General features: G+C 60.2%; 12 protein-coding genes. 6 read left to right on the top strand and 6 right to left on the bottom strand.

Translation table 11 applies throughout. The features are described from left to right. Nucleotides 1-840 (bottom strand): RDD family protein, encoded by an 840-nt coding sequence (locus QP093_RS06545; protein WP_157886372.1) that lies wholly within the window; start codon nucleotides 838-840, stop codon nucleotides 1-3. Here QP093_RS06545 and QP093_RS06540 point away from each other — a divergent pair. Continuing rightward, nucleotides 839-1,852: a stage II sporulation protein M gene (locus tag QP093_RS06540; protein ID WP_285015746.1), complete on the top strand. Its 1,014-nt coding sequence runs from the start codon at nucleotides 839-841 to the stop codon at nucleotides 1,850-1,852. The genes QP093_RS06545 and QP093_RS06540 overlap by 2 nt on opposite strands. Before the next feature lie 6 nt (nucleotides 1,853-1,858). On the opposite strand, the gene QP093_RS06535 is transcribed toward QP093_RS06540, so the two are convergent. Genes QP093_RS06535 through QP093_RS06515 form a run of 5 tightly spaced genes read right to left on the bottom strand, consistent with a single transcriptional unit; the run spans nucleotide 1,859 to nucleotide 7,604 of the window. Beyond that, nucleotides 1,859-3,238: a DUF58 domain-containing protein gene (locus tag QP093_RS06535; RefSeq protein WP_257590286.1), complete on the bottom strand. Its 1,380-nt coding sequence runs from the start codon at nucleotides 3,236-3,238 to the stop codon at nucleotides 1,859-1,861. After that, the gene (locus tag QP093_RS06530; protein WP_092649119.1) at nucleotides 3,235-4,233 is read right to left on the bottom strand and encodes an AAA family ATPase; all 999 of its coding nucleotides are present in this window, start codon (nucleotides 4,231-4,233) and stop codon (nucleotides 3,235-3,237) included. The genes QP093_RS06535 and QP093_RS06530 overlap by 4 nt, the downstream gene beginning before the upstream one ends. A 19-nt stretch (nucleotides 4,234-4,252) precedes the next feature. Then, nucleotides 4,253-5,434, bottom strand: a complete 1,182-nt coding sequence (locus QP093_RS06525; RefSeq protein WP_092648712.1) for a DUF4350 domain-containing protein — start codon at nucleotides 5,432-5,434, stop codon at nucleotides 4,253-4,255. Next, nucleotides 5,431-6,162, bottom strand: coding sequence for a DUF4129 domain-containing protein (locus tag QP093_RS06520; protein ID WP_285015743.1), 732 nt, complete (start codon nucleotides 6,160-6,162; stop codon nucleotides 5,431-5,433). Before QP093_RS06520 ends, QP093_RS06525 begins: the two co-directional genes overlap by 4 nt. Before the next feature lie 14 nt (nucleotides 6,163-6,176). Beyond that, nucleotides 6,177-7,604: a DUF7847 domain-containing protein gene (locus QP093_RS06515; protein WP_058237027.1), complete on the bottom strand. Its 1,428-nt coding sequence runs from the start codon at nucleotides 7,602-7,604 to the stop codon at nucleotides 6,177-6,179. A gap of 163 nt (nucleotides 7,605-7,767) precedes the next feature. Between QP093_RS06515 and mtrA the strand changes: the two genes are divergently transcribed. The 5 genes from mtrA (at nucleotide 7,768) to hpf (ending at nucleotide 13,497) form a co-directional block, all read left to right on the top strand. Further along, a complete protein-coding gene (gene mtrA, locus QP093_RS06510) occupies nucleotides 7,768-8,448 on the top strand; it encodes an MtrAB system response regulator MtrA (RefSeq protein WP_058237026.1) in 681 nt (226 codons plus the stop codon). Continuing rightward, nucleotides 8,429-10,087, top strand: a complete 1,659-nt coding sequence (mtrB, locus tag QP093_RS06505) for an MtrAB system histidine kinase MtrB (RefSeq protein WP_285015739.1) — start codon at nucleotides 8,429-8,431, stop codon at nucleotides 10,085-10,087. Before mtrA ends, mtrB begins: the two co-directional genes overlap by 20 nt. Beyond that, nucleotides 10,084-11,823, top strand: coding sequence for an LpqB family beta-propeller domain-containing protein (locus QP093_RS06500; protein WP_285015737.1), 1,740 nt, complete (start codon nucleotides 10,084-10,086; stop codon nucleotides 11,821-11,823). The genes mtrB and QP093_RS06500 overlap by 4 nt, the downstream gene beginning before the upstream one ends. Nucleotides 11,824-11,871: 48 nt before the next feature. Continuing rightward, entirely contained in the window at nucleotides 11,872-12,645 is a 774-nt protein-coding gene (locus QP093_RS06495; RefSeq protein ID WP_257590284.1) for a ComF family protein, read from the top strand. Nucleotides 12,646-12,822: 177 nt separating this feature from the next. Continuing rightward, entirely contained in the window at nucleotides 12,823-13,497 is a 675-nt protein-coding gene (gene hpf, locus QP093_RS06490; RefSeq protein ID WP_058237022.1) for a ribosome hibernation-promoting factor, HPF/YfiA family, read from the top strand. Nucleotides 13,498-13,764: the final 267 nt, after the last annotated feature.

Below are 13,764 nucleotides of genomic sequence, written 5' to 3'. Positions count from 1 at the left end.
TCAGGCAGCACCGATCTCAAAAGGCACGGCGCCTGCGCGTGACCTTTGAACGTCATCACGGTGATGGCGACGCACGTCGCGCACATACTCGCGATTACGCAATGTCACCAGGAATGCCGCGATGAAACGCTCCGCATCAGCCGTGGGCGGGGCAGGTGAGACATAATCCAGCAACGAGTGGGCGTACTCCGATGTGAGCTGAGCGCGCTGAGCTGGCGACATGGTTGCGATCGTGCGCATCAGATACAGGCCGTACGCCCTCACGTCACTTCCAGGATCAGTGAACAACGCAGTGTCAGCCCATCGCTTCAACTCCGGTGGCATCACCAGGGGAACAAAATGTGCCGGCTCAGGCAGTCGGACCACGATCGTTCCTGCAGCGATATCACCCAGACGCTTTGACTGCTTGTTGACCAGCGATGTCACCGCGGCAACCGACCCCATCGTCATGAAAATTTCCAGGAGCGCGGACACCGCTCGCATCGCGATCTGACGCATCGTGACAGGACCACCGTCATCTCGAACAACCTGCAGGTGGAACGCCCATTTGCCCAGTGAGCGACCATGCGTCAAAAACTCCACAGTCATCGGGGCGATCAGGAAGATCATCACCATCGTGCCGATGATACCGATGCGTTCCAGTGACCATGAGTCAAAGGTGCCCAGAAACGTCATCAGCAAGAACACGCTGCCGAAGGTGGCGATATACACATACATATCGATAAGGAGAGCCAACCCACGCACCACGGGGGAGGCGGGGTAGACGTCCAGGGAGACACCCTCGCCGGTTTTCAACCGGTTATCGGAAATCTTGCGTACGGGCGAGACGTTTGGGCTCATGTATGACATGCTAGCTCGAGTGGACATAGATGCGCTGAAAGCTTCGCGGTCGCCTTCATGGGATCGACTCCATACGCTTGCACGGATGCGCCGCCTGGACGGCGATCAGATTGACGAACTCAGCCTGCTGTACAGGCGTGCATCTTCGGACCTGGCGATGATACGCGCCACCATGCCTGATCCGGACCTCATCCACCAACTGTCCAACGACCTGGCGCGAGCGCGTTCACGCCTGACCGGAACGTCAGGCGCATCCCTGGTTGGCATGGCTCGATGGTTCAAAGTGACGCTGCCTGCCGCACTGTACGAAGTGCGGTGGTGGACAATCGGCATCATGGCGTTGTTCCTGACGATTACCATTACTGAAATTGTGTGGCTCGGACGCAACCCCGCTGCCATTGAAACGCTGATGGAGCCAGAAGCAGCACGATCATTCGTCTTCCACGACTTCGTGGAGTACTACTCACAGGACACGAACGCCCAGTTTGGCGCATCCGTATGGTTTAACAACGCATTTATCGCCATCCAGATGATCGGCGCGGGTATCACCGGAATCATGCCGTTCGTGATCATTTACAACAATGCTGTCTCCATGGGGGTAACAGGTGCGCTGGTTGTGCACTATGCGGGGCCAGCTTTCTTCCTGCATTACATCCTTCCGCACGGTCTGCCCGAGCTGACGGCGATCTTCATTGCCGGTGCGGCAGGGCTGCGCCTGTTCTGGGCTCTGATCAGCCCAGGTGGTACCACCCGCGGACGAGCCCTTGCGCGAGCTGGCAGGTCAATGGTGGTGATTTGCGGCGGCCTGGTGATCCTCCTGGCACTCTCCGGTTTCATCGAAGGATTCGTGACGCCATCATCATTGCCGAACTGGATTCGCATCGGCAGTGGGGTACTGGTCATCACCGCACTGTGGCTGTACACGTTCATCCTCGGAGGGCGTGCCCACAAGCTCGGGATCATTGGCGATCTGGAATCGGATGCCGGGTACGCGCAACCCGTTGCTGCCTGACCTGTGCTAGGCCAGTCCCTGGCCTTTCAGCTGCACATACAAGTCAGCCAGTTTGGCGCTGAGCAGACCCGCCGACACGTCGAGCGTCATCACACCGATGCGATTGAGTTGCTCACAGGCCTGACGGATCTCACGGCGGGCAGCGGAAGCAGCTGCCGCGCCATACACCTGATCAATCGTGTCAGATTCTGACAGCATGTGATCCAGATGCGGGTCACGCGCCGAAGCTACGACCACACGATGATTGCGCGACAGGGCTGCCACAGAATCCACAAAGTCAGGATCTGACCCCAACGGCGGAACTTCGGTAACCAGGACCAGCAGCGAATGGTGATGCACCATGCGCCCTACTTCCACGATCACCTTATTCCAGTCAGTAGGTTCAACGGTGGGCTGCACGCCGGCAAAATCGATCGCCAACTGGTTGAGAAGGCGCGGCCCCGTCAGACCGCTGACACGGGCACGCACCTGACGGTCAACCGCCATCACGTGCACCTTGTCCCCACCTCGATCAGCTAAAGCCGCCAGAAGCAGCGTCGCTTCAATACCTGAATCCAGGCGAGGCGCCGACCCGACATCCACCACGTCAGCGTCATGCGTATGTTCTTCAACTACTGAAAGGTCGCTGCTGCGAATCATCTCCACATCTGTGGGGCCCAAAAGCAGGGATCCTGCGCGCCCGGTATCCACAACGATCACCACGTGGCGATCTCTTTCAGGGCGCCACGTGCGCACCATGAGGTCGCGTGAGCGGGCAGTGGCACGCCAGTCAATGTCACGAGGGTCATCACCGATGACATACTCGCGCAGAGAATCAAACTCGGTGCCCGGTCCGCGCAGAACCGTGGCCGTCGACCCATCCAGATCGTGGAGGCGCTGCAGTCGGGACGGGAGTAGGCGGCGCGAGCGGAACTCCGGGATCACTGTCAGCGTCAGGTCAGCTCGCAACGACACCTGACGGGACCCCAGCCGAAGTGGACCCCACGCGCGCACGGTGACAAAATCAGAAAAAACCGTGCCACGCCTGGCAGGAAAAATCGCTGTCCGCAATCGCGCCTTACCGTGCGCCTCGAGACGCACATGGTGACGACGAGGGTCCTGGCGCACCGACGGCGGCCATGCATCGCGCACATCCATGTGCACGACCCTGCCGGAGGGATTTGCCAGAGTGAGGGTGCAGACTGAATCAGTGCCGGCACGAATAGGTGAAGGCGTCTCCCTCGTGACTTCCAGCCTTCGCGGCGAAAGCGCGAGCGCACTGTCAACCAGCACCATCGCCACCACGAGGAGGAACCACGCGACCGTCAATGTCATCGTGGGGAAAAAGATGATGGGGATGATGCCAAGCGCCGTGAGGGCGACAGCTCTCCACGAAGGGATAATCACCGTGGAACCGCCACCGTCGCCAGGACGTTGTTGATCACTGCCGTTTTTGTCGTACCTTCCAGTTCTGCTTCAGCATTCAGTGAGAGACGATGCGCAAGAGTTGCCGGCGCCATCGCCTTGACGTCATCAGGAGTGACAAATGATCGACCCATCAGGAACGCCCACACCCGCGACGTGGCCAACAGGGCGGTACCGCCTCGTGGCGAGACACCGAGCGATGTTGCCGGGGAACGACGGGTTGCCTGGACAAGATCGACGATGTAGGCGATTACTGCGTCGTCCACGTTGATGTGCGCAGCAGCCTTTCGGGCCAGAGCCAGATCATCAGCCGTGGCGACAGGTTCCACTCCCGCCTGTCTGAGCTGCAGAGGATCGAATCCGCGCTGGTGACGCGCCAGCACTTCCCGTTCCACATCTGCCTGCGGAAGCGGCATGTCGAGCTTGACCAGGAAACGGTCCAGCTGCGCTTCAGGCAGGGGATAGGTTCCCTCCTGCTCAACGGGGTTCTGCGTGGCGACCACCATGAACGGCTCACGCAGACGATGAGTCGTGACATCAACACTGACCTGGTGTTCTTCCATTGCTTCAAGCAAAGCGGACTGGGTCTTTGGTGGGGTGCGGTTGATCTCATCGGCCAGCAGGATATTCGTAAAGACCGGGCCTTCGCGAAACTCGAAGGACGAATCGCCCGCGTTCCACACCATCGACCCGGTGATGTCAGCCGGCATCAGGTCGGGCGTGAACTGGACTCGTGTCATCTCAAGATCCACAGCCGCAGCAAGGGACCGCACCAGCAGTGTCTTCGCAACGCCGGGCACACCCTCAATCAGTGCATGTCCGCCTGCCACGAGCGCAATAATCAAGCCGGTGACGGCCTGATCCTGGCCGACAACCGCTTTGCTGATCTCGGAGCGGATCCGCAGCAAGGATTGCTGGGCTGACTCGAACTCTTCTTGAGAGAACTCGTGAGAAGACTGGTGAGGTGGGGTGCTCATCTGGTCATTGGTCATCTGGTCACTCATGGCGAATATCAGCCTCCAATTGTTTGAGTTCCTGTGCAAGGCGGGCAAGATCCTGATCGTTGGTGGGGGCCGGCCCCCACAATGTGTCGTCAGCACGCATCACATCCACACCTGAGGCTCGAATTGCCTCGGTCAGCGCGGCGCGTGAGGAATGGTCAGTGACCCCTAGGCGGCGGGCAATCCTTCGTGCCGTGTGGACGCGCAACGACGTGGCTGCGTGGGCGTGCGCACGGTTGGAACGCAGGAGTCGTCCTCGTCCCTGGACGGTTTCAATGGCGGGGACAGGCGTGGGCAGGTTTTCAGGAACGAGGCGACCAAGACGCACGCCTTTGACCCACGCCAGCATTGCCATCGTCAGGCCCAGCAGTAAAATTCCGTATTTGAGCCACAGCGGCATCGGAGGGGCAGGTGCGGCAACCGTCGTGCCGGCGTTCAGTGAGCCCACGAACCACACCAGGTTCGCGTTGCGGCCCAGGGTGTTCAACGCCAACGCAGCATTACCCGCCTGAGCGATCGTCTTGTTCTGCACCACCGCCCCGCCGGGAATAATGGCGCGGAACTGGTCACCCTCGATCTTCTCAGCGTAGACAAATTGGCCGGAAGACTGCTCGAAGCACCCGGTCCACGGTTCGTGCACGCTGACTGTGACCTCGGACTTCGAAATCTTTCCGGCCCGTTTGGCCGCCTCGGACCGGCACGTTGAATCCTCCAGCAAACGAACCGTCGCAGGGACGTCTGGTTTCAGGACACCAGGCAGAAGCTGGGACGTGCCGGCAAACGTGACGCCGTTGAATTCCGGGCCGGTCATCTGACCGTTCGCGATCCACACGATTGAGTCGATCCGGTCGGTGTACATCTGAAAATTCAGTGGCACCACATCTCCTGCGACTGCGAGCGTGGTATCAGGCTGCTGAGCGCGGGCGATAGCGTCCTCCGGCGAAGACGTGACGAAGACATTCACCCCTTGTTCGCGCAGGACTTCAATGAGGGCGGCCGAGCCTTCATCGTGCAGATTTCCGGCGGAAAATGGGCGCCGATCCTGCGAATTGGTCGGGATAATCAGCAGGAGCGCCATGCACGCGACAATGATGCCGATCAGGATCAGCAGGGGTTTGCTTTCGCGCAGTCGTTGCCGTGCGGACAGCGTGGCGACCGTGGCTCGTTGCTGATTCACCTGGCCCCCTGGGCTGAGGGAACACGGTCAGCGTCTGAGGGTGAGTGTTCAGATACTGAGCCGTCTGGAGACGAGTCGCCTGACGGTGGGTCACCTGCGAGTGATTCGCCTGAGGAGGTGCGTGAAGTGCGTAGCGCTTTCGTCAGTTTCATCAGGCGGGTGACATCGTCACGTGTCGGAGTTGACCTGCCGTATAGGACAGCATCGAACAGCGCGGCCGCATTGACGAGGGAGTCGCGCGAGTCTGGAAACTGCGCGCTGGCAGCCGTGGCCGCTTCATGAGCGGTCAGGCCAGGCGTGGCACGCACGACGTCACGCTCGTCAAGACTCAGGACCAGGTAGCGCATTCCCCAAATGAACGCCTGTGCGAAGTCCGCCTCTTTCAGATAGCTAGATGCGTTGTCATGCGCCTGGCGTGCGGAGACGTCCTGGTCGGACATGACCGAATGAGAACGCACACGGTTGCGTAGGCGAATGGGGTTGAGGATCAGCGCGACAATGAGAAGCACGGCAAAGACAGCCAGCGCCACCATGAGAATCTTGAAGCCGGGCAATGTAGGGAAAGACTGCTCCTGAAGAAATCGCAGGATGCGCTGCAGGAGTGTCTCACCGGACTTGTCGACGGGGTCTGGAAACTGATAGCGCGTCTTGGAAAGCTCGCGTTGGAGCCACTCCTGAGCCTCTGGGGCATCCGGAGTGACGGGCACGTCCAGGTTGACGATTCGCATCAGTGGCCTGCCAGTCAGGCGCGGGCAGCTTGAGCCAGGGCGGGGCCGAGGTTTTCCTTGCGCATGCGTTCATCGACATACATCAGTGTCGTAAAGCAGGCGACGACCGGCAGCGTGATGGCTTGCGCGATCGTTGTGCCCAGGACGGACGAGACGAACAAAATGGTGGGGGAGCCGGTCAATGCGAGCAGGCCCGTGACGGCACCGACCACGCCGCTGGCGACAGATACAAGCGCAGTGAGCAGAATGTAGATCAGCGCGTAGCGTCCGAATGTGCGCCAGAAACTGCCTTTGGTCAGCTTCCATGAGCGTTTGATGGAGTCGATCAGGCCGGCGCGTTCGATGACGATGACGATTTCGACGTACAGGAGTCGAATCAGCAGGAACAGGTAGACCAGTGAGAAAATGAGTGCCGCGACGGTGGCAACAAGGAGCATGATGACAATGCGCTGCATGTCGCTTTCCTGAGCACTTCCCAACTGAGTGAGCACGAAGATCATCAGCGCACCGATGGCGATGCTGGGGATCGACAGGAGCAAACCGTACAGGGACAGCACGCCTACGCGTGACTTGATCTGGTTCCACGCTTCCGCCAGTGTGCACGCCCTGCCCAAAACAGCGTCCTGAACGGTTGCGCACAGCACGCCGGTGACCAGCACGGTGGAGATCGTCAGAAGAACGGTGGTAGTCACCGCGTTGATACCGAGGTTGGTGGCGATGCTGGACAGGTCGGACAGGATGAAGTCAATGAGAACGGTTGGGTCTTCGTCAGTTTGGTCGATCAGCGGGAAAAGCTTGTTGAAGACCGAATCGACCGTCAAAGACGAGATGATCGCGGTGATCACTGCGACGATCAGGACGACGACAAGGGTGAAACCGAAAACAACAGACGGGTTCGAACGCATCGCACGGAACGTTCCCTCGAACAGTTCACCGATCTGGAGAGGGCGCAGCGGAATGACCCCTGGCTTGGGGTCACCCAGGCCCCATTGCTGCGCCCGAGGAGCATTCTGCGGGGCAGGGCCGGCACCGGGAGCAAAGTTCTGATCACCGCCCCCTGGCGCCGAGTGGTCGCTTGCATGCGACCACTGGGCGGAAGCCTGTGAGGCTGGCTGGCTGGGTGCGGCGAATTGGTCAGATCCATTGGCAGGCGGAGCGAACGACGTGCGCTGTCCCCACCGCGGTGGCGGAGCACCCCAGGATGAATCAGGCCCTTCACGTGAGTCGGAACCTGGCTTATAGGCTCCGGCGTGGCCAGATGCCCCGCCGGTAGCGGTGGAATCAAATTGTGATGCGGAAGACGCGGATCCAGAACCTGGTGCTGACCAGGAAGCGTCGTGGCCGGCTTCGGGCGCGGTCTGATTGGCCTCGTAAGGCGGAGACGACGATGCGCCCTCCGATGCCGATTGGTCGAATGTACGCGACTGATCGCTTTCACTCATGGTCTGACTCCTTGGACATTAGTGTCAGTGCAGTGATCGTTTTTAATCGTGCCATGAAGTCATGGACAATTCTATTTTTCACGACCGTGAGTGCCACAAAAGGAACGGAAGTTGAAAGCGGGTCGACTGTAAAAATTGTCCATTTCGTGACACTATTGTGATTATGGCAGCACATATCCTGGTGGTAGATGATGACGTCGCACTGGCGGAGATGATCGGCATCGTCCTCGAATCTGAAGGCTTCATCGTCACCGCAGTGGAAGACGGTGCTCGTGCGCTCGATGAATTCCACACCGATGCTCCAGATCTGGTGCTGCTGGACCTGATGCTGCCGGGAATTGACGGCATTGAAGTATGTCGTAGGCTTCGGCGCGAATCCGACGTTCCCATCGTCATGCTGACGGCACGCTCCGACACTGCTGACGTGGTGGCCGGACTCGAAGCCGGTGCAGATGACTACGTACCCAAGCCGTTCAAACCCAGGGAACTTGTCGCCCGTGTGAAGGCCCGCCTGCGAGGTCGAGACGAAAGCGCCGAGGAACACCTGCGCCTGGGCGAACTGTCCATTGATGTGGCCGGACACGTGGTGCGCCGAGGCGGCGAGACGATTGCGCTGACACCGCTCGAATTCGACCTGCTGGTTGCGCTGTGCCGCGCCCCATGGAAGGTGTTTACGCGCGAGGAACTACTGGAAAAAGTGTGGGGCTACCGTCACGCTGCCGACACTCGTCTGGTCAACGTCCACGTCCAGCGTCTGCGCTCGAAGATTGAACGCGATCCGGAGCGCCCCGAAATCGTCATTACTGTGCGCGGAGTGGGGTATCGTGCCGGAACAGGGTCGTGACACTGCACCGGAATCGGACGCGACCACTCGGCAACCGCGCTGGCATGAACGCCTGTGGCTCTGGCAAAAGGCACGCAGCTCGCTTTCAGTGCGTATCGCCCTGTCACTGTGCGCCTCGGCGCTGGCACTGCTGATTATCTTTGCTCTGATCACGTCCGAGCAGCTCACCGACAGTGTCTTCGATAACAGGAAAGACGCCATCTTGGAGGACGCTGGTGTTCGATTCGCTTCCGCGCAATCCATGTTCGACCAGTCGACAGCCTCCAGCCCTGACCAGGTTCAGGAGCTGGCGCGTCGAATGGTGGCTAATGTGCGTGGTTCAGCTGCCGGCGCCGGAGCAGTGTCGGTGATGGTGCTTCGCTCGCCCTCGTCCGACACTAATTTCCGCATCAACGAAATTATCAACGTCGACTACTTGACAACCATCACGGACCCACTGCGTGACGCGGTTGTTGAATCGACCAGCGGTCAGTGGCAATCCGTGGCGCTGCACGACAGGGATGGCAGTGAACAGCCGGGCATCATCGTCGGCTCTCAGGTCAACCTGCCGCGCGCCGGGCTGTACGAAATGTACATTATCTACTCGCTCAAACAGGAACAGAACATCATCACGATGGTGATGCGCTCCCTGGGCTGGGCCGTCATCCCTATTGCGATCGTGTTGCCGCTGGCAGTTTTCCTGATTCTGTATCACCTGATGGGTCCGGTGCGCATCACCTCGTCCGCCGCATCGCGACTGGCCGAGGGCGACCTGCACGCACGCGTACCGGTGACAGGTGTCGACGAAATGGCTCGCTTGGGACAGACCTTCAACAACATGGCGGATTCCCTGCAACACCGCATCACCGAGTATGACGAGCTGTCGAAACTCCAGCAGCGTTTCGTCTCCGATGTCTCACATGAACTGCGCACCCCGCTGACCACAATCCGCATGGCGGAAGTGATGATCTGGAAGGATCGCGACAACTTATCCCCATCGACGAAGCGATCTGCCGAGCTCCTTCACGAACAGGTCGAACGCTTTGATTCCATGCTGGCTGATCTGCTGGAGATTTCCCGTTACGACGCCCGAAGTGCCCTGCTGGATGCCGAGTCCACGGATCTGCGTGCACTCGCAGCGAAAGTGGTCAACGATCACAGTGAACTCGCTGAGCGTCTCAACGTGCCGATCATCATCCACAACCCAGAAAACAGATGCGACGCAGAGATCGATTCGCGCCGCGTCGAACGAGTTGTCCGCAACCTCGTTGTCAATGCGATCGAACACGCGGAGCGCCGCGCCGTTGATATCGACATTGCCGCCACCGACACCGATGTCGCCCTGCGGGTGCACGATCACGGCGTGGGGATGAGTGAAGAGACCGTTTCCCATGTCTTCGACCGTTTCTTCCGAGCCGACCCCGCTCGCACGCGCACAACGGGTGGAACCGGGCTGGGTCTGGCAATTGCGCGCGAGGACATCAACCTGCATGGCGGCACCATTGAAGCCTGGGGCGTGCCGGGAGCAGGATCTTCATTCGTCATCACGTTGCCGCGCAAGGTGGGCACAGCCGTGGCATCCCGCCCGCTGGAACTTTGGAAGGATGAATGGGGCGAGGGACGCGAGGATGGTTCGTCCGAAGGAGGCGAGGCGGAATGAGGCTGAATCGAATCGCGCGTGCATGCGGTGTGCGGCACCGGTCAGCAGGTTCGCCCGTCTCGCAGTCGCCGGTCCTTATGCGTGCACTCGCATGCGCAACAGGCATTGCGATGGCATTGTCAGCTGCTGCCTGCTCAGTGTTGCCGACTGCCAGCTCGCCCCACCCGTTCGACGTTCCCACGCCATCAGCCGAACCGGTTGAAGTGGCGGCAGGTGGCCCGGCTCAGGGCAGCACCCCGGACATGTTGGTGTCCGATTTCCTGCTGGCGTGCGCTGCCGGCACAACTGACGATTTTGCAGCGGCGCGCCTGTATCTGACCGAAAAAGCTGCCCAGACGTGGCAGCCGACCACAATGATTCAGGTGTATGCGACCGCGTCGACACCCTCGACACAGTTGCAGGAAGGTACGGGCGATGTGACGACAGAGGTCACTGCCCCCGCGGTCGCAACAATCGACGCCAACGGTGTGCTGACACCCTCCGAATCGGGTTCTCAGATCGCACGGTCGTTCCACTTGGTCCAGGAAGATGGTCAGTGGCGCATCGATTCTCTGGACGATGGGGTCATGGTGTCGGAAGCATCCTTGGCAGCCTCCCACCAGCTCGTTTCCTTGTATTTCCCGTCCAATGACGGGGGAGCGCTGGTGCCTGATCCGCGGTGGTATCCGATCCGCCGCCTGGCTACTCACCTTATGGAAGGACTCCTCGCAGGACCATCCCAGTCGATCGCGCCGGCCGTCACCTCGGCGATTCCAGAAGGCGTAGCCCTGGGCGCAGGAGGAATCAGCGTTGACAACCAGGTGGCCAGCGTGGCACTTAACGGGCAGGTCGCGCCCGTGCAAGACCCGACGGAACTGTACTGGCAAATCTACACCACCTTAACGCAATCCACGTCCGTCACCTCGGTGCGCATTGTGTCTGAGGGTGCGACGATCGAGGACCTGGCAGTGCCGCTGGGTCCCGACTACCGCATGGACAGTGCGGTGGGGATTTCAGATACAGGTTTTGTCAGCGTATCTGGCAATTCCACGCGCCTGCTTCTTACCCCGGAGCAAATTGGGCCAGACGCGTCAAAGCCGGCAATTGGACCCACCTCTGATGCTGCGATGGCGTGGGTGGGGCAGGACACTGTCTATATTGCTGACGGTGATGGCGGGCAGGTCGCGCATCCGGTCGCCTCGCCATCATGGCCCTCAGTCGACCGCTTCGACATGGCGTGGGCAACGTCGTCAACCACGCCAGGTTCTCCCATCTACATCATGGGGCTGGGCGGCACCTACATTGAGCTCCCCTCACCATTTGACCACTCCCACACTATTCACTCGGCGGAGGTCTCACCCGACGGTGCGCGCCTGGCTCTGATCCGCGGAGTCGGTACGACCCGTTCGGTGTGGGTCGCGCCGATCGTGCGTGACCCTCAGGGAGTGCCGACCAGCGTGGGCACGCCCATCCAGGTCAGCGCCACGTCTGCCACGGTCAATGACGTGTCGTGGGCTGGCACCGTGACGCTCGTGTTCGACGAGTCCGCCTCGGATTCTTCACCTCAGATCCGCATCGAGCCCCTGGGTGGATTCGGCTCCACCATGCCTGTGCCTGGTGAGGTCGAGATGATCAGTGGAGGGGCGACACCCTCGAACATCTACATCCGCACCCGAGAAGGGAACCTGTATTCGCGTTCAGGGTCGGTGTGGCAGGCCGTGGGCGCCCCCGTTCGCGAGATTTCCTATCCGGGCTGAGACGGGTTATCCACAGAACGGCCCGTGTGAGTCGACACGAGGCACCTAATGAGGTCTGCTGGAGGGGTGGAATACGCCGACGCAACTCACCTTCTGCATCGCACATTGACGAGGGGGTCCCATGCGCTGTCTGACCTGATCTTGCCCGTGCAATGCGTGGGGTGCGGTAAGTGGGATGCGATTCTGTGCAAGCGTTGCCGTGCCATTGCCACGAATGATCCGGGCACCTGGCAGGCGGTTGAGGTGAACGAACAGCAGATGATCATGGCGTGGGCACTGGGTGAATATGCGGGAGCGCTGCGTTCGATCGTTCTGGCTGCCAAGCATCGTCCACGCGTAGATCTGAGTGAATTTCTGTGGCGCTGTGGGATCACGCTGGGGGAACATGTGGCGCGCGAGGCGGCGTGGCGAACACTTGATGCGGATGAAATATGGGTCGTGCCGGCTCCGTCACGCTTTGCCAGGCGTTTTCGCGGACAACTCGTGGCGCTCGATGTGGCGCACGGAGTAGCGGTGGGTCTGTCGCATGCGCGCGTTGATGCTGATGGTGGGCGCTCGCGGATGCGTGTACGCGTCATCGATGCAGTGCGCTTGCGTGTGGGAAGCAGCAGCCAGTCTGGGAAAAGCGGGGCTGCTCGCGCCGCAGGACGCAGCGGGTCGATGATTCGGCGTGTCGATATTGTGCCCAAAGTGAACGTCATCCTCGTCGATGATGTGATGACGACGGGGGCGACGGTGCGTGAAATGGCGCAAGTGCTGGGGCCGCCGGTTCAGGCGGTCGTCACTCTGTGTCGGGTCAGTGCGACAGGCACACCCCAGTAACGTGAAATACGTCACGACCATGCATTATGATGGAAGGCACATAACAGAAGGCAGGTCGGTTCCGTAACGTCGGGCCTGCCGCGATACAGGGGGTGATAACAACACTCACCGCTCATCGCAATGAAGCGTGAGCACTGTTGACGTGGGCACCGGGCCCACTGAATCTCTGGAGGAGACATGGACATCACAATTGTCGGACGTAATGCCGAAATCCATCCGAATTTCCGTGAGTACGTTGAAGAGAAGGTGTCGAAGACAACGCAGTTCTATCCGCGGGCACAGCGCGTGGACGTGGAATTGACCCACGAAAGGAACCCGCGGCAAGCCGACACCGCTGAGCGTATCGAGCTGACGGTCTACGGGAAAGGCCCCGTCATCCGTGCCGAAGCAACCTCAGCGGACCGCTATGCGGCAGTTGATATCGCAGCGGGAAAGCTCTTTGAAAGGCTGCGTCGTGCGCGCGACCGCGCGAAAGATCATCGGCGCCATTATCAGCCACACCCGCATGAGGAGTTCGATCCGCGCACCCTTGAATCCGAACTTGAACCCGAGGCAAAGCCAGCCGCCGCGCCTCGTGCCGAACTGAAGAGCGCGTACGACCTCAAGCCGGGTGAGGCCCGTGAAGAACAGCTGGGTGATTCTCCCGTCATTGTCAGGCAAAAAGTCCATGAAGCTGAGCCGATGAGTGTGGATGAGGCGCTCGACCAGATGGAACTGGTTGGTCACCCATTCTTCCTCTTCGTCGACAAGGAAACGCACCAACCGTGCGTGGTGTATCACCGTCACGGCTGGACGTACGGTGTGATCCGCCTGAATACTCGAATCGGAGAAGGCGAATCGCGAGACGACTAGGCGAAATAGGTCAAAGCATCGGTGTAAGCGCTGACCTGATAGCCATCGCGCTGGCCTGTTGTTCATAGTGCTGTCAGTTCATCGTGCTGACCTGTTAGTTCACAGCGCCGGCCTGATAGGTCTTGGCGTCGGCTTAAGCGCTGACTGGCCCCTTATGTGGCCCGCTGCCAAGGCAGCGGGCCACACCTTTGTATGCGTGAAAGCTGTACCAGCGATCGGTGCTGCCGCCGCGGACGCGTCTTGTGCCTTTCTCCCTCGAACCCGCTC

Source organism: Pauljensenia sp. UMB10120 (genome assembly GCF_030212035.1).
GTDB lineage: Bacteria > Actinomycetota > Actinomycetes > Actinomycetales > Actinomycetaceae > Pauljensenia > Pauljensenia radingae_A.
This window is presented reverse-complemented; position numbering and strand designations above follow the sequence as displayed.

What these genes read in the sequence shown, in the direction of transcription:
- QP093_RS06495 (WP_257590284.1), top strand. Translation starts at nt 11,872, where the DNA reads ATGAGGTCTGCTGGAGGGGTGGAATACGCCGACGCAACTCACCTTCTG.
- hpf (WP_058237022.1), top strand. Translation starts at nt 12,823, where the DNA reads ATGGACATCACAATTGTCGGACGTAATGCCGAAATCCATCCGAATTTC.
- QP093_RS06500 (WP_285015737.1), top strand. Translation starts at nt 10,084, where the DNA reads ATGAGGCTGAATCGAATCGCGCGTGCATGCGGTGTGCGGCACCGGTCA.
- QP093_RS06540 (WP_285015746.1), top strand. Translation starts at nt 839, where the DNA reads ATGTATGACATGCTAGCTCGAGTGGACATAGATGCGCTGAAAGCTTCG.
- QP093_RS06515 (WP_058237027.1), bottom strand. Translation starts at nt 7,604, where the DNA reads ATGAGTGAAAGCGATCAGTCGCGTACATTCGACCAATCGGCATCGGAG.
- QP093_RS06545 (WP_157886372.1), bottom strand. Translation starts at nt 840, where the DNA reads ATGAGCCCAAACGTCTCGCCCGTACGCAAGATTTCCGATAACCGGTTG.
- mtrA (WP_058237026.1), top strand. Translation starts at nt 7,768, where the DNA reads ATGGCAGCACATATCCTGGTGGTAGATGATGACGTCGCACTGGCGGAG.
- QP093_RS06530 (WP_092649119.1), bottom strand. Translation starts at nt 4,233, where the DNA reads ATGAGCACCCCACCTCACCAGTCTTCTCACGAGTTCTCTCAAGAAGAG.
- QP093_RS06520 (WP_285015743.1), bottom strand. Translation starts at nt 6,162, where the DNA reads ATGCGAATCGTCAACCTGGACGTGCCCGTCACTCCGGATGCCCCAGAG.